The sequence below is a fragment of the uncultured Capnocytophaga sp. genome (assembly GCF_938029845.1).
Taxonomy (GTDB): Bacteria; Bacteroidota; Bacteroidia; order Flavobacteriales; family Flavobacteriaceae; genus Capnocytophaga.
In genome coordinates this window covers 12,671-39,372 of sequence record NZ_CALHGG010000155.1, presented here as the reverse complement: position 1 = coordinate 39,372, position 26,702 = coordinate 12,671, and the positions used below count along the sequence as shown (strand labels likewise).

At 39.0% G+C, this 26,702-nt stretch carries 29 protein-coding genes and 1 tRNA gene; 11 read left to right on the top strand and 19 right to left on the bottom strand.

The window, feature by feature from the left end:
* Window positions 1-289: 289 nt before the first annotated feature.
* Window positions 290-862 (bottom strand): hypothetical protein, encoded by a 573-nt coding sequence (locus Q0625_RS11595; RefSeq protein ID WP_298827434.1) that lies wholly within the window; start codon window positions 860-862, stop codon window positions 290-292.
* A 76-nt stretch (window positions 863-938) separates the two neighbouring features.
* Here Q0625_RS11595 and Q0625_RS11590 point away from each other — a divergent pair, with 76 nt between their 5' ends.
* The 9 genes from Q0625_RS11590 (at window position 939) to Q0625_RS11550 (ending at window position 6,737) form a co-directional block, all read left to right on the top strand.
* Complete coding sequence (locus Q0625_RS11590) at window positions 939-1,145, top strand: hypothetical protein (RefSeq protein WP_298827432.1); 207 nt, start codon at window positions 939-941, stop codon at window positions 1,143-1,145.
* A gap of 1 nt (window position 1,146) precedes the next feature.
* Window positions 1,147-4,005: a hypothetical protein gene (locus Q0625_RS11585; RefSeq protein ID WP_298827430.1), complete on the top strand. Its 2,859-nt coding sequence runs from the start codon at window positions 1,147-1,149 to the stop codon at window positions 4,003-4,005.
* Between the two features lie 370 nt (window positions 4,006-4,375).
* On the top strand, window positions 4,376-4,540 hold the full coding sequence (locus Q0625_RS11580) for a hypothetical protein (RefSeq protein ID WP_298827428.1): 165 nt from the start codon (window positions 4,376-4,378) through the stop codon (window positions 4,538-4,540).
* Window positions 4,515-4,676, top strand: coding sequence for a hypothetical protein (locus Q0625_RS11575; RefSeq protein ID WP_298827425.1), 162 nt, complete (start codon window positions 4,515-4,517; stop codon window positions 4,674-4,676). Before Q0625_RS11580 ends, Q0625_RS11575 begins: the two co-directional genes overlap by 26 nt.
* A 3-nt stretch (window positions 4,677-4,679) precedes the next feature.
* Window positions 4,680-5,126, top strand: coding sequence for a PIN domain-containing protein (locus tag Q0625_RS11570; protein ID WP_298827423.1), 447 nt, complete (start codon window positions 4,680-4,682; stop codon window positions 5,124-5,126).
* Window positions 5,127-5,453: 327 nt separating this feature from the next.
* Window positions 5,454-5,732, top strand: coding sequence for a hypothetical protein (locus Q0625_RS11565; RefSeq protein ID WP_298827420.1), 279 nt, complete (start codon window positions 5,454-5,456; stop codon window positions 5,730-5,732).
* 5 nt (window positions 5,733-5,737) lie between these two features.
* Window positions 5,738-6,067 carry a hypothetical protein gene (locus tag Q0625_RS11560; protein WP_298827418.1) on the top strand — a complete coding sequence of 110 codons (330 nt, stop codon included), beginning with the start codon at window positions 5,738-5,740 and terminating at the stop codon, window positions 6,065-6,067.
* Window positions 6,068-6,071: 4 nt separating this feature from the next.
* A complete protein-coding gene (locus tag Q0625_RS11555; protein ID WP_298827415.1) occupies window positions 6,072-6,365 on the top strand; it encodes a hypothetical protein in 294 nt (97 codons plus the stop codon).
* A gap of 111 nt (window positions 6,366-6,476) precedes the next feature.
* Window positions 6,477-6,737 (top strand): hypothetical protein, encoded by a 261-nt coding sequence (locus tag Q0625_RS11550; protein ID WP_298827412.1) that lies wholly within the window; start codon window positions 6,477-6,479, stop codon window positions 6,735-6,737.
* A 567-nt stretch (window positions 6,738-7,304) separates the two neighbouring features.
* Here Q0625_RS11550 and Q0625_RS11545 read toward each other — a convergent pair.
* The 10 genes from Q0625_RS11545 to Q0625_RS11500 all read right to left on the bottom strand — a co-directional run bounded on the left by Q0625_RS11545 (window position 7,305) and on the right by Q0625_RS11500 (window position 17,983).
* A complete protein-coding gene (locus Q0625_RS11545; RefSeq protein WP_298827409.1) occupies window positions 7,305-8,462 on the bottom strand; it encodes a site-specific integrase in 1,158 nt (385 codons plus the stop codon).
* Between the two features lie 105 nt (window positions 8,463-8,567).
* Window positions 8,568-8,640, bottom strand: a tRNA-Met gene (locus tag Q0625_RS11540).
* 142 nt (window positions 8,641-8,782) lie between these two features.
* Entirely contained in the window at window positions 8,783-10,627 is a 1,845-nt protein-coding gene (gene glmS, locus Q0625_RS11535; protein ID WP_298827406.1) for a glutamine--fructose-6-phosphate transaminase (isomerizing), read from the bottom strand.
* 128 nt (window positions 10,628-10,755) lie between these two features.
* On the bottom strand, window positions 10,756-11,283 hold the full coding sequence (locus Q0625_RS11530) for a methyltransferase (protein WP_298827462.1): 528 nt from the start codon (window positions 11,281-11,283) through the stop codon (window positions 10,756-10,758).
* 11 nt (window positions 11,284-11,294) lie between these two features.
* Window positions 11,295-12,434: a beta-ketoacyl-ACP synthase III gene (locus Q0625_RS11525; RefSeq protein ID WP_298827403.1), complete on the bottom strand. Its 1,140-nt coding sequence runs from the start codon at window positions 12,432-12,434 to the stop codon at window positions 11,295-11,297.
* 60 nt (window positions 12,435-12,494) lie between these two features.
* Entirely contained in the window at window positions 12,495-13,262 is a 768-nt protein-coding gene (locus Q0625_RS11520; protein WP_298827400.1) for a patatin-like phospholipase family protein, read from the bottom strand.
* Between the two features lie 13 nt (window positions 13,263-13,275).
* Window positions 13,276-14,286 carry an aspartate--ammonia ligase gene (gene asnA / locus Q0625_RS11515; RefSeq protein ID WP_298827397.1) on the bottom strand — a complete coding sequence of 337 codons (1,011 nt, stop codon included), beginning with the start codon at window positions 14,284-14,286 and terminating at the stop codon, window positions 13,276-13,278.
* Window positions 14,287-14,293: 7 nt separating this feature from the next.
* Window positions 14,294-14,983, bottom strand: coding sequence for a 5'-methylthioadenosine/adenosylhomocysteine nucleosidase (locus Q0625_RS11510; protein ID WP_298827395.1), 690 nt, complete (start codon window positions 14,981-14,983; stop codon window positions 14,294-14,296).
* Between the two features lie 30 nt (window positions 14,984-15,013).
* Window positions 15,014-15,619, bottom strand: a complete 606-nt coding sequence (locus Q0625_RS11505) for a DUF502 domain-containing protein (RefSeq protein ID WP_298827392.1) — start codon at window positions 15,617-15,619, stop codon at window positions 15,014-15,016.
* A 3-nt stretch (window positions 15,620-15,622) separates the two neighbouring features.
* Window positions 15,623-17,983 (bottom strand): MMPL family transporter, encoded by a 2,361-nt coding sequence (locus Q0625_RS11500; protein WP_298827460.1) that lies wholly within the window; start codon window positions 17,981-17,983, stop codon window positions 15,623-15,625.
* A gap of 180 nt (window positions 17,984-18,163) precedes the next feature.
* Here Q0625_RS11500 and Q0625_RS11495 point away from each other — a divergent pair, with 180 nt between their 5' ends.
* Both Q0625_RS11495 and Q0625_RS11490 read left to right on the top strand, forming a co-directional pair.
* Window positions 18,164-18,979 (top strand): hypothetical protein, encoded by an 816-nt coding sequence (locus Q0625_RS11495; protein ID WP_298827389.1) that lies wholly within the window; start codon window positions 18,164-18,166, stop codon window positions 18,977-18,979.
* A gap of 58 nt (window positions 18,980-19,037) precedes the next feature.
* Window positions 19,038-19,562, top strand: coding sequence for a DUF3575 domain-containing protein (locus tag Q0625_RS11490; RefSeq protein WP_298827386.1), 525 nt, complete (start codon window positions 19,038-19,040; stop codon window positions 19,560-19,562).
* 91 nt (window positions 19,563-19,653) lie between these two features.
* Here the strand turns inward: Q0625_RS11490 and argS are convergent, their stop codons facing one another.
* From argS to Q0625_RS11450, 8 genes are all read right to left on the bottom strand, one after another.
* Window positions 19,654-21,432, bottom strand: a complete 1,779-nt coding sequence (gene argS, locus Q0625_RS11485; protein ID WP_298827383.1) for an arginine--tRNA ligase — start codon at window positions 21,430-21,432, stop codon at window positions 19,654-19,656.
* Between the two features lie 121 nt (window positions 21,433-21,553).
* The gene (locus Q0625_RS11480) at window positions 21,554-21,841 is read right to left on the bottom strand and encodes a transcriptional regulator (protein ID WP_298827381.1); all 288 of its coding nucleotides are present in this window, start codon (window positions 21,839-21,841) and stop codon (window positions 21,554-21,556) included.
* Window positions 21,831-22,427, bottom strand: coding sequence for a hypothetical protein (locus Q0625_RS11475; RefSeq protein ID WP_298827378.1), 597 nt, complete (start codon window positions 22,425-22,427; stop codon window positions 21,831-21,833). Before Q0625_RS11475 ends, Q0625_RS11480 begins: the two co-directional genes overlap by 11 nt.
* Window positions 22,428-22,629: 202 nt before the next feature.
* Window positions 22,630-23,289, bottom strand: a complete 660-nt coding sequence (locus tag Q0625_RS11470; protein WP_298827375.1) for a peptidoglycan-binding protein LysM — start codon at window positions 23,287-23,289, stop codon at window positions 22,630-22,632.
* Window positions 23,290-23,493: 204 nt separating this feature from the next.
* Window positions 23,494-24,297 (bottom strand): HAD family hydrolase, encoded by an 804-nt coding sequence (locus Q0625_RS11465; RefSeq protein WP_298827372.1) that lies wholly within the window; start codon window positions 24,295-24,297, stop codon window positions 23,494-23,496.
* The gene (locus tag Q0625_RS11460; protein WP_298827370.1) at window positions 24,294-24,521 is read right to left on the bottom strand and encodes a DUF2007 domain-containing protein; all 228 of its coding nucleotides are present in this window, start codon (window positions 24,519-24,521) and stop codon (window positions 24,294-24,296) included. Before Q0625_RS11460 ends, Q0625_RS11465 begins: the two co-directional genes overlap by 4 nt.
* Complete coding sequence (msrA, locus tag Q0625_RS11455; protein ID WP_298827365.1) at window positions 24,493-25,065, bottom strand: peptide-methionine (S)-S-oxide reductase MsrA; 573 nt, start codon at window positions 25,063-25,065, stop codon at window positions 24,493-24,495. The genes Q0625_RS11460 and msrA overlap by 29 nt, the downstream gene beginning before the upstream one ends.
* A 132-nt stretch (window positions 25,066-25,197) precedes the next feature.
* A complete protein-coding gene (locus Q0625_RS11450) occupies window positions 25,198-26,691 on the bottom strand; it encodes a RagB/SusD family nutrient uptake outer membrane protein (protein ID WP_298827362.1) in 1,494 nt (497 codons plus the stop codon).
* Window positions 26,692-26,702: the final 11 nt, after the last annotated feature.

Genomic DNA, 26,702 nt, shown 5'->3' with positions numbered 1-26,702 from the left:
CTTAAAAACAAATCGTAATTAATTGTATATCAATTAGTATATATTCCTTTCCTATGTGTTTTAGGGAAATTAATGTCTTATATTGGGAACAAGGTATGCCTAACACCTTGCTTTAAAATAAAATTTGTGTGTGTCTGCTTATCTAACCTTATATTTTTTTGTACCTTTTGTACTGTATATAAAATAGTAAATATAAATATAAGAAAATGAATAAGTTACAAGCGGTACAAAAGTCGGTACAAAAGCGGTACAAAATTCAAGGTCAAAAATTTGTACCGTGAAATATTTGTTAAAAATCTATTTCCTTATCTAAGTTATCCAGAATGTCTTTCATTTGTTTTCTATGTGTTTTTACTTCCTCAGAGATTTTTTTTACTTGTTCTATAAAACTTTTATTGCCATTTTTCAAATTCTCATAAAATGAAATACCCCTCCCGCTTAAATCTATTTCATCAATAATTGTTTGAAGAGAACTTTTAAAGGAGGTCAATTCCTCTGCAAATTTTTCATACTCTGATACATCTTGCTCAAACTGTTTGTACTTTTCCGGATTTTCTTTGTACATCTTGCTTATATAGCTCAAGAAGAACATATCTTTCTCCATTGGAGGAAAACCAATTGCAACATTAAAATCTGTAAAACTATTCTTCGAATTTCTTAGCATATCCCCCTCCCCCATAATAAGCCATTCGGGATTAATTTCAGGAAAAGAAGCGAGGATTTTCGTTAAAAACACATCTGAAACAGAGGATTTCAGCTTGTCTGTATCTAAAAAACCCCTCTTTATACCTGTGATTTTAAAGAAATCTGTAATTGTAATTCCTTTATATTCAATGAATTGTAAAATTCTTTCTTTTGTCATAACGAAAAATATCGTACAATATTTTGCTTTTACGAAAAATATCGTACTTTTGTCCTCTGAAAAAACACAACTAACAATGAGCAAAGATACAAAAAAAAGAAACAAATACAATCAATACATAGTAAAACATCTTACTCAAAAATATGAGGTGTCTGTTTCTATGGTTAGAAAGTCCCTTTCTCAGGCACGAAACAGCCCAAAAGCAAAGGAAATTTTACAAGAGTATGAGCGTATATCCTTAACCCTTGACAGCATTACGGAGGTGGTAATTAATAAAGTATGATATGGCTGCAAAAGAATACGAAAAAACACCTCAAAAGCTATACGAACACACTAATAAAGGGCTTGATATTTTACATAGATATTTGCCTGAAAGTGTAGGGTGTGAGGTGGGAAATACAAAGAAGTTTAGGTACTCCAATGAAAAAACGCCGTCTGCTACTTTATTCTATTCTAAAGAAGCCAGTACCTGGGGCGTTAAGGATTTTTCAAGCGGTAATTTCTATTCTCCTATTCAGGTGGTTATTGAAAAAACGGGTGCTGACTTTAAGGATTGCCTTACTAATCTATATGCAGAATTTAATATACCTACGGAGGGGAAAACATTCACCAATAACATAACCTTTAGAGAGGATAAGAGCCTGCCCGCTAATTACTTCTACTTAAAACCTAAACAGAGAATAGAACACCCCACCGCTTATAGCAAATTCGTAACGGCTGACCTCTTGGAGAGTTTCGGGATAGTGGAATTGCAATACCTGGAACGCACTACCAAAACAGGCAAAATAATGAGAATAGAGAGCAATAGCAATTACCCTATGTTTGCCTACTCTAATAATTTAAAAGTCTGGGCTAAAACATACTTTCCTAACGAAAGCGACCGAGCTTACAAACACGGTTATATAGGAGAGAAGCCCGCAAAATATATACACGGACTGGAACGTATTGAAAAGAAAATTTCTTTTTCCAAAAGCCGTATCAATGAATTACACAAGCTACTGAAGTCAGAGGTTACAGATACTGAAAAGAAAGAAGCCCAAAAGGAATTAGACAAACTACTATTGCCGTATATTATCATCTGTTCGGGTGGCTCTGACGGCGTTTCTGTAGCAAGCCTTTCAGAAGCATTTAATCCTATATGGTGCAATTCAGAGGGGGAAACAATAGATAGTGATACCTATTACTACCTAAAAAGTATCTGTAAGCACCTAATAAATTTACCCGATTTAGACCCTGCGGGTATAAATTATGCGCATAAATATTCGCTTTTGTATTGGAAATTAGATACTGTATTTATACCTAAGCGCTTTTTAGGTGAAAAAGGTAAAGATTTCAGGGACTACCTAAATTATTTTCATTCAGAGGATAAGGATTTTATTGCTAATGAGTTTAAAAAACTGCTTTCAGTGCCTGAAAATTGCAATTTCATCACTAAAAACGAGCGTAACCAGCCACGAATAAACACAATAAACCTAAATTATTTCCTCAATGTACATAATTTCTACGTATATCGTGATACTATTTCAGAGCGTTCTAATAATGAGGATAGCGGCATACTAATACATATCAATAACAATATAGTAAGCCTACCCGAAAGCTCGGAAGTACGCCGTTTTTGTATGGACTTTCTCAAGACAAAGGGTACAACAAATGAAATACTTTCTTTGGTGAAAGGCTCTACAATGCTTAATGCAAATGAGCTTAGAAAAATAGATGTAAAAACCTTAGATTTTACTAAGCATAGCAAGGAATATCAATTATTTTTCTTTGAAAATACCTGTGCTAAGGTTACCGCTCAAGGCGTGGAGCTTATCACTAAAAGCAAAATAGAAAATTACGTGTTTGAGAATAACATAATCAAACGTTCTTTTCAGAAGCTCGGCAAATCATTCTTTGAACCTTACACAGATAACAAGGGTACAAAAAGAGTACATATCACTGAAACCAGCTGTGATTTTATGAATTTTCTTATAAATGGTTCTCGTGTATATTGGGAAAAAGAATATCCAAAAAATGCCGATAATTGGGGCAAACAATACCTATTAAACAGCCCTTACCTATCGGAAAAGGAGCAGATAATACAGGAACAACATTTTTTAGGGAAATGCTTTGCTATTGGGTATATGCTACATAGGTATAATACCCCCGATTTTGCAAAGTTTGTCTATGTGGTTGATGATATGATAAAGGAACACAACACGGACGCAAACGGAGGAACAGGGAAAAGCCTTTTTGTGAAAGGTATTGAACAGCTCGCAAAGCGTTTTTTCATTGACGGAAAGCGCAAAAAATTGTTTGAAGATGAGCATTTATACGGCACACTCAAGGAGGAACACGATTTTATATACTTTAATGATATGCTTTCTTATCACGACTTTGAAAATCTATATTCGGTAGTTACGGACGGCATAAGCATTAACCCCAAAAATAGGGATAGCAAGTTTCTACCTTTTGAGAAGTCCCCAAAAGTCATAGGAACATTTAACTACGGACTACGAACAAACTCCGATGCAGATTTAAGGCGTATCTTATTCGTTTCCTTTTCCTCTTACTATCATTACCGAAATGATACAATGGGCAAGGAATGGCAACCAAAAAACGACTTTCAGCACCGTTTGTTTGATGACTGGGAAGCCGACCAATGGACACTGTTTTATAACTTTATGCTAAGGTGCGTACATTTCTATATTGAGAATATGAATACCCCTTACTATTCCCCTACAGAAAACATTGAAACCAATAACCTAAAAGCCTCTGTAGGTGATAACTTTGAACTGTGGGCGGATGAATATTTCTTAGAGGATAAGTTTAACCAGCAATTGCCTAAAAACGAAGTAATGGAAGACTGCCGTAAGGCTATGGGTATAAAACTTTCTCCCCAGACTTTCAAAAAGAAATTACAGGATTATTGTAAGCTCAAGGGCTATATATTGAACCCTAAAGAACTACAACGAGCCGACGGCAGAATATTACAGCGAATAATAATTAATTCCCCTTATGGGCAAAAAGAAAGCTCCCGTGAGTGTATTTATTTGCAAGTCCCAAGGACAGAGGAAAAAACAGAAATACAACAGCCTTTAACAGATATTACTAATGAGATACATTCCCTAATTGATAACTTAGAAAACGAAATAGATTTTTAAATACGATTTAGCTTATAATCCATTAGCTACTTTGACAACGGTATATTAGCGCGAGATATGCCGTTGTTTTTTGAAAAAAGGTATATAAACGCCTATTGCAACAACTATTGCCAATAGCTATTAACCACTATTGCAAACAGCTATTTTTCACCTGTTGCTTATATAGAAAAGTATATGTATCTTTGTGCTTTCTTAGACAAAAAGCCTTTCTCACTTTCTCGCAAATACAACTAAATTTTAATTTATAGTAAGCTCCTGATACCAGGGGCTTTTTATTTCCTACACTAAAGAAATATTCATAAATAACAATTGCCAACAGCTGTTTCATTTTGGTATAAAATTTGTACCTTTGTACCCAAAATAAATATTTATGGCTTATACAATCACAATAGATAGCAACAGCGCACAAGCTGAGAACCTTGTACGCTTCTTAAAAAGCCTTGATTTTGTCAAGGTAACGAATACAACAGCTAAGAAAGCACCCGCCAAAGCAAAGACTAAAACAGCCCTTGCAAAGCCTGCTTATTATTATTGAAAAAGGGGACGAAGACGGAATACCTATCAAGTACCGAGAAAAGATTATGGCGCTCTCCAAAAAGACAAACAAAGCTATTGCCAAGCGTTGGGACGAAGCTATCGCACGAAGAGAAGCCGAACGAAAAAAGAAATAGGTAATGATAGTTATTTCTGACACCAACATCATATATAGTTGCTTTTATAAGCCTAACGGAGTAATTGCCACTATCCTAAAGAATGAGAAAAAGCCCCTGCAATTTATAGCCCCTGACTATCTTTTGCAAGAGGTAGAAGAGCATTTGCCCGATATTATGGAGGATAACGATTTGACCAAGAGACAGGCACGAGCATTGCTCAAGGAATTCACCAAGAACATTACCTTTTACAAAGTTGAGGATATTCCTCAAAAGCATATCAATAAGGCTCAGAAAATTGTAAAGGATATAGACCCCGACGACTACCCTTTCGTAGCGCTTCACTTAGAACAAGGACACAAAATATGGACTTGTGATAATGTGCTTTCCAAGGGTCTAAAGGAAAAAGGCTACGATATTTGCATAAGTACCCAAGAGCTTAAAAAACGAACCTACAAGAAACAAAAATAGCCCTTTTGAGGGCTTTTCTTATGCCTTGTAATGACTGTTGATAGGCATTAATATTCGTTTTTGGATAATTGAAGCGTATTTTTACCAATTGCAATATATTGAATATCAATATATAAAGAAATAATTTTATTTTTTCTGGAAAAATATTTTGTAGTTCGGAAAATAGTTGTACCTTTGTATCGCTAAATCAAGGGCAACACTTGTTTAAAGTTGCGACTAAATATTTAATAATATATCCGTGAAGGTGTAGTATAGTAGTAATGCTATACAGCAATGTGCGTAAGCCCTTGATTTAGCAACACCCACTCACGGATTTTTTGTACTTATATGCTAAATCAAGGACAAACAACCACAGGCACGAATAACAGTAATGCCTGCAACACTTCTCACAACTCCTACTGCTTTGATGTGGAAGCAGTAAATGCTTTCTTTTCTAAGGAAATCCGTACTAAGGCATTCGCCAAAAGGCTACGAAAACTCAATTACGAAATAGCCCTTATCCTACTGAAATACCCAGAGGAAATTTACGAAGAGTTAGAAGAAACACTTTCTAACCTTAATACCTTCGCGGAAGTCATTGACCCTTATTTAACCTTAGAAAATTAGTAGCTATGAAAGAAGTATTTATCAGTTCATCGGAAATTGCCCAGCTAAGAGAGAAAAACGAATTAGACCATTCTAACGAACAGGTATGTATTCACGAATTTCTTTTTTCTCCTCTTGAGGACGGACACCAAAGAGCATTAAACGAATTGTTTAATTTCTACTGCCAAAATCATTTTTTTCTATCAGAATTTGGTATAGATAGCGACCAAATTTTTGAAACCTATCATCTTTTTTCCCTCCTATGCCAAAATAGGGAGCTCCTCATAGAAATAGCCACCAACAAGGGTATTTTGAAAGAAGTAATTAATTCCTGTTCAACTAATCAAAAATTGTAAAGCTATGGAATTTATAACAAAGTATTATTTAGGTGAGAATGTATATTTCATCTACAAAGGGAAAATCACTACTTGTACAATCCAAGGAATAAAGATAAAGGAGGAATATGAAAGCGAACCCCTGCTAAGAAGGCATCCAGAACTTGCGTCTGTAAAGAAAAAGATTACCTACACGGTTTCCGCAAGTCTCGGAGAGTACATAGGACTGAAAGAAGGCACTACCCTTGTGAGCTTGGAGGAAAACGAACTCTTCCCCAGCAAAGAAGCGATTGTCGAACACTTTACCCAACAATTATGAGAACAAAGATATTTTACCACTTAGACATAGCTGGAGAGCTACGATATACGAAACTCGTTATTACCTCTGAGGTGCTTAATCCCTATTTCACTAACCCTAAATTGTAAAGCTATGGACTTGAGAACATTATATTTTGTAGGACAACGTGTGTTTTTTGCACAATTGGGAGTAATAGAAGAAGTTGAGATAAAGGAAATATACCTCACAGTATCTGATCGAGGAGGAATAGATCATTTTGAAACCCGTTATTTGGTTAGAGATAAGTATTTTGCAGCCTTTAATGTTGATGAAAAAGAGCTTTTTTCCTCCAAGGAAGATCTTCTAAACGCCTTAGCTGGTGATGAATTTGCTGTTGTACCTTTAAAAAACTAAAATCATGAGAACAAAGATATTTTACCACTTAGATACGGCTGGAGAACTACGATATACCGAAACACGTTATTATATTTTCGGTTGGTGTTTTTATTCCTTTTTCTCACTTGTGGGATAGTATAAAAATTGTACCTTTGCAATAAGGAAACCTAAGACTTTCCGAAAGCCATAAATACAGGTTGTAACAATGATGTTACAACCTTTTTTATGTCCTATAAAAGCGAAAATTTTCGTTTTTGAGCCTTTTTATAATTAACATTCATTAAATATTTTATAACAAATAACTTTTTCGCTCCTCTACGAAAAAATCGTATTTTGAGGGAAAACGGTACAAAAAACAGCTGGCGGTACAAAAATTAGAGGGTAGCGGTACAAAAATTTTTCGTGTTTTTTGGTTTGTATCGGCGTTTGTACAGAGTATAAATAATTTATTTTCAATTATATAAAACACAAAAAAGCCTAACGGTACAAACGATACAAAAAAATACCCACTCTGGAGAGCTCACACACACAAACACGCACACATGCACACTTTAAATGTTAAAATTAACTTTTCTGTTAATCAGCTTAAAAATCAAACTTTGCCCCCTTAATTGTATCATCTGCAATTAGGTTTCTGGTGGTGTAGGCTTCGGTTTGTTTTATATCATAGTGGCGTGCCTGGTCTCGAACTTTTATCGAGGGAATACCACTATTGAGCAAATCCATTATACCTGTATCCTTGAGAGAATAAAACTGAAACTTACTGTCAAACTTGTATTTCTTACGGTACTTTATCCAAGTATCTGAAATCTTCTTAGGATTAAGCTGTATCTTACCAGGTTTAAAGTCCTTGCCAAAAAGGTAATCACTATTATTGGCTGTTACCAAGTGTTGCGCCAGGATAGGTAGGAATACGTCCGGAATAGTTACACTATCAGTTTTGCGGTTTTTGGTAATTGAGCCGTCCAATATAATACGGCTTTCAGAAAGGCGTACATCACTGACTTTTAATTTCGTTAGTTCGGTACGACGTATAAGGCAAAAGTAAGTCAGCATACAACAGGTAAAGAAATGAAAATCTTTATCTCTTAGCTCCTTAATACATTTCTTTACTTCTGCTGTGAGGGGCTCACGCTTCTTTTGTACTTTTGGCTTTGATTTTATGCCCTCTGCTGGGTTTTGCTTGGCATATCCTTTGAGCTTTGCCCACTCAAAAAAGCCCTTCATATAGGCGAGGTAGTTATTATAGGTTCGTGGGCTATTTCTCTTATCGTAATAGATATAATCAAGGAAATTATTTACAAATAGGAAATCTATATTTAGGACGAACTTTATATCTAAATGTTTTTCCTTTATATAGGCACTGATATTACTAAAAAAAGACTTCCACGAGCGCAAAGTGTCAGGGCGCTTTATGCCGTCCTTTACTTCTTTTTCTAACTGCTTGAGGAATAAAGAAAAACTATCTTCTAAAGACTTATATTGGTTGCTTGGATTTTCATAGAAAGGCGACCAACCAGTCTCTAACTTCTGATTAATAGCCTGCACCATCTTTTTAGCGTATTTCTCCCGCTCTCGTTGCGACTTCATCGAGGGCACTCGCTTTTTAAATCTTTCTAATTTTTCAGTAAGGGGATTTTTGGCATAATACTCGATATACCACACTTTGTTAGCTCTTAGTTCTGCGGGCTTATAATCCACAAAAACTATTCTCTTAGAAGTACTTTTGTTTCTGTTGTCCATTTTTTTATATGCCCAACTCCCACAAAGAAGCGGAACATATTTGGAACTTAATTTTAAAGAATTTAAGCGTAATTAATTGGAGAACAATTAATTACGCTTATTTAGTAGCGGGAACTGGACTCGAACCAGTGACCTTCGGGTTATGAGCCCGACGAGCTACCTACTGCTCTATCCCGCGATTTACAGGTGCAAAGGTACAACCTTTTTTTTAATTACCAAAATAAAAAATCATTTTTATTTCATTTTTTATAACTATCTAAAAAACAGAGCATTGCCAAAGAAAAATTCTTTAGCAATGCTATTATATCAGTTCAAAAACCTTACTCTACTGTTACTGATTTGGCCAAATTACGTGGCTGATCTACATTGCAGCCTCGCATAGTAGCTATATGGTAAGAGAGTAATTGCAAAGGAATTACACTAAGTATAGGAGAAAATACTTCATCTACCTCTGGAATCTCTAATACATGATCCGCCAAGCTACTCATCTGACAATCATGTTCGGTTACTACTGCTATGATTTTCCCTTTGCGAGCTTTTATCTCTTGCGCGTTGGAAACCACTTTTTCATAATGCCCTTTGGAGGGAGCTAAGAAGACCACTGGCATATTCTCATCTATTAGAGCAATAGGTCCATGCTTCATCTCAGCTGCTGGATACCCCTCGGCATGTATATAGGAAATTTCCTTGAGTTTTAAAGCTCCTTCTAAGGCTACAGGATAGTTATATCCACGACCTAAGTAAATACAATTAGAGACATCCTTATAAGCATGTGCTATCTCTATAACCTTATCTTTGTTCATCTCTAAGGTCTTGGCTACCAGATCAGGAATATGAGCCAATTCCTTACAAAGTCTCCTATAGGTATCATGATCTATAGTCCCCTTCTTATGACCTAAGTGCAAAGCCAAGAGTGTTAGTACAGTAAGTTGGGTAGTGAAAGCCTTGGTAGAAGCTACCCCTATTTCTGGTCCTGCATGAGTATAAGTACCCGAGTCTGTGAGGCGTGCTATAGAAGAGCCTACTACATTACATATCCCATAAATAAAAGCTCCTCGCTCTTTGGCTAATTTTAGTGCGGCTAAGGTATCTGCTGTTTCTCCTGATTGAGAGATTGCAATGACTATATCAGAAGCGTTGATTACTGGATTACGGTAGCGGAACTCAGAGGCGTATTCTACCTCTACAGGAATACGAGTAAGTTCCTCAAAAAGGTACTCCCCTACTAAGCCCGCATGCCATGAAGTACCACAAGCAGCGATAATAATACGATCTGCACTGAGGAATTGTTTCAGATTGTTATTAATCCCTGATATCTTGGTAGTGCCATCTTCCAAAAGACGTCCACGCATAGTATCCTGAATAGAGAGGGGTTGCTCAAAGATTTCTTTGAGCATAAAGTGCTCATAACCACCTTTTTCTATCGCATCAATACTAATTTTTAGTTCTTGTATAGTAGGGTCTACTTCCTCATTATTGTGTATCTTACGTACTTGTAGTTCCTTGTTAAGCTCAATAGTTGCCATTTCTCCATCTTCAAGATAGAGGGCATTCTGAGTATATTCTATAAAAGGAGAAGCATCAGAAGCTATATAGAATTCATTCTCTCCTATTCCTATTACTAAAGGACTTCCCAAGCGCGCTACTACCATTTTAGAAGGATTGTCTTCCTCCATAACCGCAATAGCATAAGCACCAATAACTTCATTAAGAGCATAGCGTACTGCTTCTTCTAAAGGGAGTTGTTTCTTATTCTTAATGTATTCTATGAAATTGATAAGAACCTCAGTATCAGTATCAGAATGAAACACATATCCTTCTTGTTGAAGGCGTTGCTTGATGCTCTGATAGTTCTCAATGATTCCATTATGTACTATAGCTAATTTTCCTGAGTTGGATAGGTGTGGGTGAGAGTTTTTATCATTAGGCACTCCATGTGTTGCCCAGCGGGTATGTCCCATACCAAAAGTAGCTGTAGGGATAACATCCTTAGCTGCTTTTTCTTCCAAGTCAGATACCTTTCCTTTGGTCTTTTCACTAACAAATTTCTCGGCATTGACAATAAAACCAGCACTATCATAGCCTCTATATTCCAAGCGCTTTAACCCATTGATAATAATGGGGTATGCTTCTTTATTTCCTATATATCCTACAATTCCACACATATTTATATGTTATTAATTGGTTACAAAATTCGATGCAAAAGTACATCTTTTATTTTAAAAAACAAATATATTAATTAACACTTATTTTGATTAATGAATAAAAGTAAATAAGCAAAAAACGCCTTTCCCTATTCACTTTTCATTTTCTCTGCATATACGGCATAATATCTGGGAACAAAGTACCTAAGCAAAGGGCGAAAACCTAACTTGCCTACGGGGTGTGTCCATTTCTCACGATACTGGATTTGCCAACCTGCTTTTTCTAAGAGCATATCTAACTGCCAATCCTCAAATTCATGGTAATGGCAATCCCTTGGGTCTTTGTTATTTCGGTAAGCAGAAGCAAACCATAAGCGTAAAGGTACTGTTACAAGAAGTTTCTTTGCTGGAAGCTGTTGTAATACCCCAAAGGGATTCACCAAGTGTTCCAATATCTCCAAAGCAGTTACCATTTCTCCTTCATAACTACTTAGCTTCTCTGGAAAGAGATCTAAATCCTCCCCCTGAGTATTGGTTACCGTATAGCCTTCTTTTTCCATAACCTCAGAGAAAGGGTTGTGTACCCCTAAATCCAATATGGAAGTACCTTTGGGTGCAAATCGTTGTAAGATAGCCAAGGTCTTTCTATAACGTTTTTCAGGATAGATACGATACATCTGATTCATCTTTACACTACTTTTAAAAAGGCATAACTATAAGAGAAACGACCACTCTCAGGCACAGAAAGCAGCAAGGTATCTCCTTTTTGGAGCTTTCCTGAGTAAAGGAGTTCCTCCAACATCAGATAAGGCGAAGCGCTCCCTACATTACCCACCTTGGAAAGATTCAAAAACCAACGCTCTAGGGGAATATCTATTCCCACCTTCTTAAGCTCTTCGTATAAGCGGTCTTTGAAATAAAGGGAAGAGATATGAGGAAGGAAATAAGTAATCTCATCGGGAGAGAGGGCATGTTTCATAAGTGCTGCCTGCATACTCTCCGCTCCTTTTACCAATATATTCTCATTGAGCAACCTTACATCTTGCTTAATAGAAAAGATAGAGTGCTCCAACCACTGCTCAGGACTATAATCACTCCAAGCCTTAAGAGAGCCATCAGATTGTTTTTCACCTCCCGCATACATACAAGCCTCCAACTGATGGGCATACGAATGCGCATCCATCCAAAGTATTTGTAAGGAATGGTTTGTAGGATGTGGTTTGGCTTCCAAACGTAAAGCTCCTGCTCCATCAGAGAGCATAAATCGCAAAAAATCTTTCTTAAAAGCTAAAATAGGTTGTTCCTCCAAAAGGATAAGTGATTGTATTTCATTCTCATACTTATTGGCTCGCAGCCAAGAGGAAACTCTCTCGGAGCCTGAACAAACTGCATTAGTACTATTACCTGACTTTACGGAGAGATAGGCAAACTTTAAGGCATTCATACCTGAGTTACACACTCCCGCAGATGAATTAAGCTCCACCACACCACTCCCTTTCAGCAAACCATGTACCATAGCAGCATGTGAGGGCAACAAGCAATCAGGAGTAGAAGTACCACAAGAGAGTACCTGTATATCTCTTGCCTCAAAGTCGCTGTCAAATAGTCCTTCTATCGCTAAGCAAGTAAGGGAGGTATTAGTATGAGTAGGATTCCCCTGTATATCAAGCGCATAGTAACGTGTAGTTATTCCATTGTTTCTCAATACAATACGTCTTGCTTTAGAGGCTGTTTCATTAATTTCTCCTAGAAATGCTTCCATCTGATCATTGTTAATGGGAGCATTAGGGAGATATTTGCTTGCCTTGGTGATATATACAGGATTCATTGGTTTTTTAAGTGATTTGACAAAAATATATTTAGGGTCTGCAAAGATACAATTTTTCTTTTAATTAGCTATACAGTTTTTTAAAGTTGTCATCATGGAAAGTGCCTGCTGGTAGCCATATTCAAACGCCGTATCTATCTGTTTGGTATCCAGGACGCCTATATTGCTCAATTCTTGTAAGAAGACAAAATCACATTTCTTAAACTTTTTCTCATAGGAACCATCCATAATCACATTATAAATACGTTGGAAGAACTTAATAGGATTACTCAATTCTTTCTCATCAACTGTTTCCAATGGGTTTATAAAACTACCTATGAGTATATCACACTTTCCCCTAAGAGGCTCTATCGGGAAATTATTCAGCAAACCGCCATCACAATAGACTCCCTCCTCTATTTTTATGAGGGAGAAATAAGGAGGTAGAGCCGAAGATGCTATCATAGGGGCAATCAAGTCTCCTTTAGAAAAATAAGTTATCTTCCCACTGAGCAAATTAGTAGCGGTCACATATAAGGGAATAGAGAGCTCCTCAAAAGTTGTACAAGAGAGGTATTTCTCGAACAAGGCAGGATATTTGTTGCTATTTATAAGCCCCATTTTCCCAAGGGAAAAGATAGAAAACTTAAACAGAGGCGTTTGTTTGAAGAAGTCTATGAGTTGCTCTGGGGTCTTCCCAGAGGCATAGAGCGCTCCCACCAAAGCTCCTCCACTAGTGCCTGAAATCACCGCAGGGTGAAGGTCGTGTTCTTCTAATGCCTTAAGCACTCCTGCATGTGCTAAGGCTCGTACGCCTCCTCCTGAGAGTACAAGTCCGAAAGTTTTCATAGGCAATAGGTTATTATAATAGGTTGATATGATGTTGCTCACATAGGGAGAGTATCTCCTCTGTCCAGATAGAAGCTTGTACCTCACCTATATGTGCTTTTTGGAGAAAAAACATACAGATACGGGACTGACCAATCCCACCACCTATGGTAAGAGGCAAGTCTCCCTGAAGAAGCATTTGGTGATAGTCCAAGTGCTTACGCTCCTCTAAGTTGGCTACTTTAAGCTGGTGCATAAGAGAGACTTCATCTACACGAATACCCATGGAGGAAAGTTCTAAAGCACTCTCCAAGACAGGATTCCAAAGAATAAGATCTCCATTGAGCTGCCAATCATCATAGTCAGGGGCACGGCCATCATGTTTTTCACCAGAGAGAAGTGCTCCTCCTATTTGCATAATGAAGATGGCTCCTTTCTCCTTAGCAAAACGTTGTTCACGCTGGCTAGGAGACAAGTTGGGATATTTATGCTCAAGTTCTTGGGAGGTGATAAAGGTGATTTCCTTAGGCAAAAAAGGAGTCAGTAATGGATATTCTAGGGTGATGACCGCTTCAGTAGCCAAAAACACCTTGTATATCTTCCTGACAGTTTCCTCCAAATAGGCTAGAGTACGTTGTTCCTTAGTAATAATTTTCTCCCAATCCCACTGATCCACATAGATAGAATGGGTATTGTCCAAGGTTTCATCACGGCGGATCGCATTCATATCGGTATAGATGCCCTCCCCTACACCGATCGCATAGCGCTTGAGTGCCAAGCGCTTCCATTTGGCTAAGGAATGTACTATTTCTATGGTGTCCTCTGGTGCATCTTTCATTTGGAAAGAAACAGGGCGTTCTACCCCATTGAGGTTGTCATTGAGACCTGTGGAATTTTTCACAAATAGAGGTGCCGATATACGAGAAAGATTCAGAGCCTTAGACAGTTCCGTTTCAAAGAAGTCTTTGATACGCTTAATGGCTCTTTCGGTATCCATGATACCATATTTGGGATCGTACCCTTGGGGAATTTTGCATGTTGACATAAGTGGGTTATATTAAGTTTTCAATAAAGTCAATATTCATCTTGGCTGAAAGAGCGGCAGCTTGAGTGACAAAGGTATCATAAGAAATCGTATCTCCCTCACCCGCATTGTCCGATACAGCACGAAGAATCAGAAAAGGGGTGCCTAACAGATAACAAGTTTGAGCAATAGCTGCTGCTTCCATCTCCACAGCTACCGCCTTGGGAAAATGGGTTTCTATCCATTGTCTCTTCTGAGGATCACTAATAAAGACATCTCCACTAACAATGGGGGCGCAATGGAGTTGGTTGGTATAACGTGCTACTGAAGCTTTGGCTTTGTCAAACCATTGCTCCGAAGGCAGATAGCTAGGAGGCATCTGTGCTTGCTGACCTAAAGCATAGCCAAAGGCCGTTACATCTACATCATAATAGGTCACCTCCGTGGCCAGTACCATATCAAACACTTTGCTGTGTTGTAAGCCTCCTGCGGTACCCGTATTGATAATTAGGTCTGGAGCAAAATGGTTAATAAGCAAGACTGTACCTACGGCAGCACTCACCTTTCCTATACCTGAGAGGAGTACCACCACTTGGTGGGCACCTATTTGTCCCTCATAGAAAGCATAACGTTGCAAATGGGTAGGGGCTGGATTGCCTAAATATTCTCTAAGGAGCTGTATTTCACTCTCCATAGCTCCAATGATTCCAATTTTCATAGTTTTGAGTTTTTAATTTTGAGTTCTGAGTTAGGATTCTTCACTTTTCACTGTTTTCTTCTCATTCCTTACGCCTACGGTTCCTCCACTTACAGCAAACTCCATAGCTTGCTTGGCAGTGAAGCCTTCAGCAGGTTTTATCTGATCCTTGTGCACGACGATCACCCAACCTGATATAGCATAAGAATGGGGCAAGTAGACACTGACCATATCCGAAAAGGAGGCAAAGGACATATCTTCTTGGGTCAAGAAACCTATACGCCATAGCTCTGGGGACTCCTGTACGCGCACCCATACAGGGTGGGAGAACTTTTGCTTATCTCCCACGAAGGAACCTATCACATCACGTATAGTCTTGTAAATAAACTTGATCCCAGGGGTGTGTTCCAATATATAGTTCAACCCCTCTACCACAAATTTCCCTATAAGGAAACGACTCCCAATATACCCTATCAGGGTCGTACCCACCAAGATAATTCCAAAAACCAACCCTGGGAAGCGCTCCGAGATATGAGGAATCAAGTTATCCACACTATAAAAGATAGACCAAAGAATCCAAATGGTGGTACTCAAGGGGCCTATGATAACCACCCCTTGTAAGAAATATTTTAGTAATGGGCGTATATAGTTATTCATTTTTTACTTTTCATTTTTCTCTTCATCCTCGTCTTCGTCTTCTCCAAGTACATCTATATGAGGTTCTATAAGAGTTTTCTTATTGGCAATGCTCTTCTCCAAGGCAATGAGCAAGGAAGGGAGCAAAATCAAGTTGCTAGACATGGCAAAGAACAAGGTGGTAGATATCAGTCCTCCCAAAGCCTTAGTCCCTCCAAAGCTAGATAAGGTAAAGATAGAAAACCCAAAGAGTAGCACTACCGAGGTATAAAACATACTAATACCCGTCTCCCGCAAAGCTGCATAAACCGAACGCTTTACTTTCCACTGATTAGCCATCAGTTCTTGACGATATTTGGCTAAAAAGTGAATAGTGTCATCAATAGAAATACCGAAGGCAATCCCAAAGACCAATATAGTGGAGGGCTTGAGCGGGATACCCGCATACCCCATCACCCCTGCAGTGATAGCCAAAGGCAACAAATTGGGTATCAGTGAAATAATCACCATTTTGAAAGAACGAAACATATAGAACATCATCACTGCTATAATTGCTATGGTCAGCAGCAACGACTGTATGAGATTACCCACCAAATAATCCGTTCCCTTAGTGAACATATAGGCCTTACCTGTGAGACTCACTTTGTACTGGTCAGTAGGAAAAAGTTTGTCGGTTTGTTTGGCAATAGCCTCTTCTATATGGTGCATCTTCTCCGTACCTATGTCCTTCATAAAAACGGTAATACGGGCTATTTGACCGGTGCTATCCACTATACTACGCAACATATCGGCTTTCCCGTCCGAATTTTTTACATAAGAGAGTACAAAAGTACGTTCCTGAGCCGTAGGTAGATCAAAATATTCAGCTTTTCCATTATAAAAAGCCTGTCGGGCATACTTAACGAGTCTTACCACCGATATGGGTTGGGATATTTCGGGTATATCGGCCAAATATTCCTCCAACTTGGCCATACTCTGTAAGGTAGCAGGACGCATCACTCCGTTTTTCTTACCTGTATTAATGGTAATTTCCAAAGGCATAATTCCTCCAAACTTCTTTTCAAAGTAGAGGATATCGTCATAGAACTTCTCTCCCTTAGGCATATCCTCTATCACACTGCCTGAGATATGGATTCGGTAAATCCCTATGATACTAGCCACCAAAAGGGCTACGGCTACCGAGAAGGTAGCAAAACGATGTTTTTTGACAATACACTCAATCCCCTCTAGGAGTCCTCCTATCCACTGCTTGCTCAAGTGCTTGAGATGACGAGGCTTAGGAGAAGGCATAAAGCTATATATGATAGGAATCAAACAAAGAGAAATCACATATAAGCACATGATGCTGATTGAGGAGACAATCCCAAACTCCTTGAGAATACTACTCTCAGTGATGATAAAGGTGGCAAAGCCCGCCGCAGTGGTTAGGTTAGTCAGTAGGGTAACATTGCCCACCTTGGTAATAACCCGCTGGAGTGCCATAGCCTTATAACCATGCTTTTGTATTTCCTGTTGGTAACGGTTAATAAGGAATACGCAATTAGGCACCCCAATGACAATCACCAATGGAGGAATGACTGCCGTGAGTATAGTAATCTCATAACGGAATAGCCCTAAAAAGCCAAAAGCCCACATCACTCCAATAAGTACTGTACACATGGAAATCAGCATAGCCCTGAAGGAACGGAAGAAAAAGAGCAACACTAAGCAGGTAGCCAACAGTGCTCCAACGATAAAAAAGCCTATTTCCCCTGTGATAATTTCAGTACTAAGTGTTCGTATATAGGGCATTCCCGATACATGTATAGGTACTCCTAAGTCGGTTTGACATTGCTCTATCAGTGGCTTTAAATCCTTAAGAATAAAATCTTTGCGTATAGCTGTGTTGACAATATCTTTGCGCAAGGAAACCGCCATACGCAGGGTAGTATGTTCCTTGTTATAGAGCAGTCCCTCATACACAGGCGTTTGGTTAAACAGTTTAGGAAAAATACTGTCTAATTCCCCTTGTGTGGCTACCTCCTCTGGAAAGAAGTTACGTGTAGCAAAGCGCTCATGGAGGGTATCCTTGTACAACTCCTTAATGGTATTTAGGGAGAGAACTCCCTCCACCTGTGGAAACTTTTGCAAATCTCTTGCCAGCATGTTCCAGCGGTTAAAGCCACCTGCCTTGGTGATTTTATCAGCTTCTACCCCTATAACCACAAGGTTGCCCTCTTCGCCAAATAGGCTCAAAAACTTATCATACTCCTTGCTGATAGGACTGTCCTTAGGAAGCATATTAGCCTCAGAATAGGTCATACGGATATACTTCCATTGCATGGCCAAGAGTACTGTAATCCCTAAGAAAACACCTAAAAATATATAACGATTGCGCAGCACCATGCGCGCTACAAATACCCAGAAATTATTTAATAACTTTCTCACTTTCTTTTCTTTCAGTTATAGGCTTAACTCGCTGCAAAGATACACATTTTCAGTTTTACACTTTCTTTTTTTGTTTTATATTTTGCATTGTTGTAAAAAATAGTAATTTTGCACTCCGATTTTATAAACTTTTACACAATGAAAAAAATATTGCTTTTTGTAGCCCTTTTCTGTGGGATAGCCTCTTATGCTCAGGACTATACCCAACATAACAAAGGTAAAATCTTCGTCTTCTGGGGAGGAAATCGCGGGTATTATACGAACTCCGACATTACCTTCCGAGGTGATGATTACAACTTCACCCTCTCCGATGTGGAGGCTGTGGATAAGCCCAAAGGTTGGCATATTGACTATATCAACCCCCTTAGAATGACTATCCCTCAGACCAACTTCCGCTTGGGGTACTACTTAGGAGAGAACTGGACGCTATCGGCTGGAGTAGACCATATGAAATATGTAATGGTACAAGACCAAACTGTTCCGATAGAGGGTTATGTAAGTGCAGGTACTTCCCATGACAAGGTCTATCATAATGAAAGTAAAAAACTTACTGAGGATTTCCTTACCTTCGAGCATACCGATGGACTCAACTATGTACTAGTGGAAGGTGCCCGTATAGATGACATCTCCTCCCTCTTTGGAATCCGCAACACTGATATATTCCAAGTAAACCTTACCGAAGGTGCTGGATTCGGAGTGGTATATCCTAAGACTAATACCAAGATACTCAATCGTGAGCGCTATGATGAATTTCATGTAGCAGGAGTGGGTATGCATGCCAAAGCAGGCTTACACCTATTCCTATTCAAACACTTTATGCTAGTGGGAGAACTTCGTGGAGGTTACCTCAATATGCACGATGTGCGCACTACCCTAAGCAAGAGTGATAGAGCCCATCATGATTTCTTCTTCTTTGAGACTATGCTTTCAGTAGGTTGGATTTTCCGTCTATAATTTTGCATATTAATTAGAAAAGTATTACTTTTGCCCCGATAATATAAATCATTTACTTATGAAAAAAATGTTTTTAAGTATAGCAATGGCTTTGGTATCTTTGGGAGCCTTTGCGCAGACTTACAAAAATGAGGTTAAGCTCAACATTCTCAATGTAATAGTACGTCCTTCTATAGAATTAGGATACGAGTATTACTTAGATGACAATCAGTCCGTAGATGCAGAACTTATGTTCTTGGACAAATTCTCTTATTGGCCTAAAAGAAGTAACAAATTCTCTGCTACCAGCTTCAAAGTAGGATATAACTATTACTTTGACTCTTCTGATGCGGTAGGTTTTTACATTAATCCTTTCCTAAAAACACGTTTCGGTAAATTTACTGAAGAAAAAGATGGTGTAGATGTAGAAACCAAATTGAATGCTTTCATCATCGGGGTAGGTGTAGGTTACACTTGGGTATTCAACAGCAAGTTTGTAGTAGCTCCTTATGCAAATATTGGACGTAACTTCAGCAAACCTGTTAATGAAAGATTCTGGGCAGTAGAACCTAATGCTGGAGTTCGCTTAGGTTTCCGTTTTTAATCATTCATAGTTTTATTTTTTCATAATTAAATAAGCTATGACCCTGTGGGGTCATAGCTTATTTAATTATATTAACCTCTTAACTTAATACTTACATTCTTTCGGGTACTTCTATTCCCAATAGGTCAAAGCCTGTAGCTATGACTTCTCCTACCTTGCGGGAGAGGTGAATTCTTAGGGAACGCTTTACAGGATCTTCTTCCCCAAGTATGGATACATTCTGGTAGAAAGAGTTGAATTCCTTAACCAATTCATATACATAATTGGCTATAAGAGCAGGGCTATAAGTATCAGCCGCCTGCTGTACTACACTGGCAAAAAGAGACAGTTGCTTGATAAGCTCTCTTTCCTTAGGATGTAAATCTCCTGAGGTAGGTAACGTAGGTAGCTCACCTGCTTTACGCAATATAGATTGAATACGAGCATAGGTATATTGGATAAAAGGCCCTGTATTTCCTTGGAAGTCAATAGATTCTTGTGGATTGAAAGCTATTTTCTTCTTAGGATCTACCTTGAGAATATAGTACTTAAGAGCACCTAAACCTATAACTCTATAAAGTTGTTGTTTCTGCTGTTGAGTATAACCATCCAGTTTGCCTAATTCTTGGGAGAGTTCCTCGGCTACTTGTACCATTTCCTCGATGAGATCATCCGCATCTACCACAGTACCTTCACGACTCTTCATCTTTCCATTAGGTAGCTCCACCATACCATAGCTTAGGTGATAGAGGTTTTTAGCCCATGCAAACCCTAACTTCTGCAGAATGAGGAAAAGCACCTTGAAGTGGTAATCCTGTTCGTTACCTACGGTATAGATCATTCCCTCCACCTTAGGAAAGTCCTCCTCTATACGCTTGATTGCCGTACCAAAATCTTGGGTGATGTACACCGAAGTGCCATCAGAACGGAGTACGAGCTTTTCGTCCAAGCCATCCGCAGTAAGATCTATCCATACAGAGCCATCCTCCTTGCGATAGAATACACCTTGCTCCAGCCCTCGTTGTACGATATCCTTGCCCAAGAGGTAGGTCTCACTCTCATAATAGTTGCGGTCAAAGCTCACTCCTAAGTTGCGGTAAGTTACCTCAAAGCCATCATACACCCATTGGTTCATCTGTTTCCAAAGTGCCAAGGTAGCCGCATCCCCTTGTTCCCATAAGCGGAGCATCTCTTGTGCCTTGACAAAGATAGGCGCCTCACGCTCTGCGACTTCCTTTGTCTTTCCTTGGGCAGTAAGCTGAGTGATTTCCTCCTTATAAGCCTTGTCAAAAAGTACATAATACTTCCCAACTAGTTTATCGCCTTTTAACCCTGTACTTTCTGGGGTTTCTCCCTTACCAAAGAGTTGCCAAGCAATCATAGATTTACAGATATGAATACCACGGTCATTGATTATCTGAGTTTTATACACTCGCTTACCTGTTGCTTCCAATATCTTGGCCATAGAAAAGCCCAATAGGTTGTTACGGATATGCCCCAAGTGTAAGGGTTTGTTGGTATTCGGTGAAGAATATTCCACAATCATCGCTGGTGATTCCGCTGTAATAGGGGTTGTACCATAGCGCTCTTGAGCCACTATTTCTCCAAAGAAAGAAAGGAAGTAACTATCGGCAATGGTAAGGTTCAAGAAGCCCTTTACCACATTATAGGCAGTAACTTCTGCTACATGCTCAGTAAGATAAGCTCCTAAGACTTCTCCTATTTGTTCAGGTTTTGCCTTGATGAGTTTAAGTAAAGGAAAAAGCACAATTGTATAATCTCCCTCAAACTCCTTACGAGTAAGCTGGATTTCTATATTTTCTATTTGTTGGCCATAGTGCTGAGCTATTGCCTTTTTTGTATTTTCTAAAAGAATTTCCTGTAATGACATGATATACATGATTTTAAAGAGAACAAAGATACAAACTTATCTCTTGATAATTAAGTCGCAAAGGTAAGAATAATTTGCCAATTTGCCAATGAGTTCATTGGCAAATTGGCAAATCTTCTCATCAATTAATTACCAAATAACTCTTTAACGCCTCCACATAGCTCTCGAAAGCAAGCAATCCCTTATGGGTAAGGGTAATTTCGGTATTGGGATAGTTATCCTTGAAGGACTTGGTAACCGAGATATAGCCTGCGGTTTCCAACTTTTGTATTTGTACCGAAATATTCCCCGATGTAGCTTTGGTAGCCTGCTTTATCCGAGCAAAATCAGCCTTTTCCTCTGCTATAAGCAAAGAGACTATGGCCAATCTGAGTTGGGAGTGCAATATGGGGTCTAAATCACTGAACATTTCTTTGTCTTTTGTAGTTGGTATAGAACTGAATCCCTGGAATAAGGAATAGTAAGCAGGCTAATATAGCACAAAGTAGTGGCAAGGCTATACCATAATGGAAGAACAACACACTATAAGTGAGTATGATCCCCAATATGGAAGTGACTATCCATAAGGAAACTCTTAGATGGAGGGCAACAGCCAAGGAGACAAACGAAAAGGGCAAATAAATCACCAGCATAGCAATCTCATAATTCTTCCAATTACTAAAAGGTAAGCAAAAACAAGAGATAGCACCTAAGCCAGCTACTAGCCAAAGCCAGTCAAGCGGATCAGTACTCTTTTGTTCTTTTCGGTTCTTCATGCCCTCTTTCATCTTGCTAAAGAATGAAATTAAAAATCCCAAGGGCATCAGTACACCCCAGCCTATCCAAGAATATTTTGGATAGTAATCCAAGGCAAGCATCACAAATTGTATGATTCCTGAAAGGGCAATCAATACACTCCAAAAAATAAGGAAGAAACCATTTTCTTCATACTTTTGCTTTCTTTGACGGATGATATCTTGAATGAGTCTCAAGCTATCGGCAGGTTGTAGTTCCATGATGATATAAATTATAAGGTTTGAAATACACCACAAAGATAAACAAGTTTATTTTATAAACCAAATATTTTCTAAATTATTTTTTATTGCTGATTGATATTTTTTGCAACAAATTGATTATTAATTACTTCCGTAGTTGCAAAAAAAAACACCAATAATGATACATCATTACTGGCGTTTGTTATTAGTCACTAGTCACTATCTATATGAGTTTGCGTCCATCATATTTGCTAGCCTTGATATTGGAGAGATCAAAGTGCTGGAAGCTCTTCATATAATTAATGATGCTTGTACCATTAGCATCGGCAAATTCAGTTTTTCCGTCGGACTTGAAGAAGGATTTTACACTACTAGCACCCAACAAGTGAGCAGCTGCCAAAATTCCTGATTCAGTAACGGTTATTCCCGCAAAGTTCTTCCCTGCAAAAGTGTTGATTTCATGCTGAAGCTTCCACTTATTATGTGCTAAACTAGCATAGAATACACTTTCTTGTAGAGCAGGGCTACTAAGAAATTCTGATTGGGAAACACCATAGAACTTCAAGGCGGACTTTCCAAACTGGTATTTGCCTACATGTCCGTATGGATTGGTAATAAAGTAGTTGTTACGGGACTCACGGTAACCCATTTTTTCTTTGAAGCCTATAAAATCATTTTGGTGATTCATAGGAGAGAGTTGAAAGGTGTTCTTAGCCACTTGGCTCACGCTCACCTCCTGTGGTGTTTTTACCCTTAGGCTGGCATGAAGATCTTTTTGAGTGCCTAAAGAGGGTGTCAAAAGAATTGCTATAATGGCAGATATTCCCATTGGAAAGAGAAAATCCTTCATTATAGAAAGGTACTTTTTCTTGTTTTTATGCATTTTCTGTTATTTCTTTAAGACTGACCTTTTTCTGCTAAAAACTGTTAGCGAAAGAGTGCTTAAAATTTCACAGGGCAAAAGTACGTTTTTTCAGTTATAAAGCAATATCTCTGATTAAAGTTTAGTTAATCCCTTAATTTTGTTTGGAAAAATCAATTTATTAATAAAAACAGCTAACTCCAAAAAGAAAATCCTTTTATTTCTTTAAGAGATAAAAGGTATTTTTAACTCTCTTACAATAGTTTTTAACACTCCATTATTGTCATTATCTTCCTCTGTTTGGTAGGTAGCTACCTGCTTTACTTCTTCTTGGGCATTCTTCATGGCATAACTATAAGTAGCTCTTCCAAGTAATTCTAAATCATTGAGATAGTCTCCAAAAGCCATAGTCTCATCGGGCGTAACTCCTAAAGATTCTTGCAGTGCTGCCACGGCTACTCCTTTATTTACCCCTGCATTGGTAATATCTATCCAATAAGCACCAGAGATAGTTACCTTAAGTCCTTCTTGTGAAAATGAGGCAAAAGCAGGGAAAGAACGCTCTCGCGCCCCCATAGGGTCAAGGAGAGTGATTTGAAAGATATCATCCTCAATCTCAGAAAGGTCAGTGACCTTCACTACTGTATGGTGGTATATACGCACCTGCTCCTCGGCATAGGGAGTAGTGGGAAACAGATAAGTGCCCTTCTTACCACAAAGACCTATGGCCATACCTGTAAACTCCTTATAACGCTCCAAGACCTGCCGAATATAGTAGGGGGCTATAGCATTCTGATAAACCTCCTTACCATTTACATTGACAAAGGCACCATTCTCGGAAATAAAAGCCATACGATCCTTAACGGGTGAGAAGAACTGTAACAAACTAAGATATTGGCGCCCACTAGCTGCACAAAAATAGATACCTCGCTGCTGAAGCTGTTCAAATACAGACATAAAATCCTTGGGCAACTCGTGACGACTGTTCAGGAGTGTCCCATCCATATCGGAAATAATGAGTTTTATCATTCTTTGTTGAGATTAAGTTCCTTTAGCACCTCGGTGGCTTTCTCCCATTGGTCTTGGAAAACGAAAACTTGTTGATCTCCTCCCAATGCGCCATAGCCTGCAATAATTGCCGAAGCCATAGGATCCTTAATAATAGGCGTAATCTCCACCTCCTGTAAGGCAGCAGTCAAGAGAGTTACCGTAGAGAGGTCGCCCTCAAATAGTTTTTTGAGTTCTGTCTTCATGTTCTAATGCTTGATAAGTTGGTTTTATTTTTTCTTGAAAGAGGTTATATATCTTATTGATTTTGGGTGCAATAGTAAAAATACAGTATCCCCTATCGGTGTTATTTTCATAATAGTTTATTAGGTAGTCCTCTTGTACGGGATAGAACTCACCTGCTGGTACAATGTCGGTTACTATGGGCATTGCAAATGTATGAGCTATCCGCTCCTTGCTTTGTAAGGCTGCTTGGTGCTGATTTTCATCAAGGTAGAAAATAGCTGAGCGGTATTGAGTCCCCTCATCCTCCCCTTGTCGGTTAAAGGTGGTAGGATCATGTGCTTGCCAGAAGATCTCCAATATATCCAAGTAAGAGAGCTGCTTAGGGTCATAGGTGATGCGTATAGCCTCTGCATGATCTGTATCTCCCTTGCATACCTCCTTATAGGAAGGCTCAGGCACACTCCCTCCAACAAAACCCACCTCCACCTGCTCCACTCCTATCAATCGCTTAAAAATAGCCTCCGTACACCAGAAGCATCCTCCTGCTATAATCGCTACTTCCATAAAATCTGTTCTTGAAGGCAAAAATACAAAATAAATGAATAGTGGACAATTAAAAGTGAATAATTTTTGCAAGACCTCTAAAGACAACACAAAAAAGAGACTGCCTTTCGGCAGCCTCATCATCTTCTTGGGTTATCTAATATTAGGATTGTTATTGACTTCATTTTCAGGGATTAGTAGGGTGATCTTAGGATCATTGTACTGGAAGGTCTCCCCATTGTATTGTATATGGTTATTACCACGGGTTACACTCCTTTTGTTACGCTTAAGCGAGAGATAACTCTTTCCTTCTCCCCACAGCTCTATACGGGTGTTGAGGTAGATATCATCCAGCAGGGCATCCTTGGAAAGAGCATCTACATAAGCAATATCCGCATCGGCAGTAAGTTCTGGATAGCGTAACTTAAGTAGTTTTTTATAGATGCGTTTAGCTTCTGATAGGTTATTATTTTTAGCCAATCCTTCGGCTGCTAAGAGGTAGAACTCATCCACACGCATATAGAGGTAGTCGGTAGTAACAACCATCTGCCCTTTGCGAGTACGGCCAGGGGCAAAGAACTTATTAACAGGGCGATGACGATTGTTGAGCGATGGATCTGGATCCACATCGTTGTCATCAAACTGTTTTTTGCGTAGGTCATTCGCTCTTATCTGCCCATAAAGTCGGTCATCTATCGCCTTGATCTCATCAGCATCGGCATAACCATAGGTGAAGACATCCACTTGTGACCACCAAGAGACCTCGGTGATGTTGTTCTCAGCCAAGATATCAAGTCCCCACATCCAACTGGGTGTATTTAGGTCATTAAAGCCTCCCCCTTGCTTGGTATCTGCGTCATAGTAAGTCTCCTTGCGGGTGGTAAGAGGGTAACCACTATTATTTACTATATCTAAAGCTAGGCGGGTCATCTCATCATTATTACCCATAGCTCCATATACATAGGCTAAGAGTCCTTCGGCTACATATTTGTCTATCATACCTTTATTGCTACGGGTAAAGCCGTTAAGGTCGGTTACTGCTTTGGTAAGGTCGCTCACGATAAGGGCATACACCTCGGATTGTCGTGCCTTACCTTTTCCTACCTTGTTAGCCTCGGTATAGAGCGGTATGGAAAGCGCATTAGGGTCATATTCGGTGGCAAAGAGCTGTAACAAATAGAAATAAGCGTATCCCCTAAGGGCGTGTGCTTGGGCTACAATATATCTCTCATCATTATTCTTAGGGGTACCTACCTGTGCCAAAAGGTTATTGACGGTGTAGATCACCTTATAGTAATAGCGCCAAGGGGTATAGTTCTCTGCGGCACTAAAGTCCTGAGTGGCTTGCAAGTTGGCGACATTGGAAAACCAACCGTAATAGGATTGAGAGAATGCCATATCGCCAGAGAGCATATCCATATAGATATCATAACTCTTCTGCCCGAAGTCTTCAGCACGGGGAAAGTCTTGTCCTGGGCGTGTATTGGCCGAACGTGGCTTGGCCAGCATCACATAGAGACCATTGAGCTTCTCCTGTGGCTCAGCTCCTGAGAGTGTTTCGGAAGGTTTGGTCTCCAAAAAATCCTTTTGACAGGCAGTAAGTGCCATACTCACTGCCAATAGTCCTATATATATCTTCTTTTTCATGGTTGTTGTTT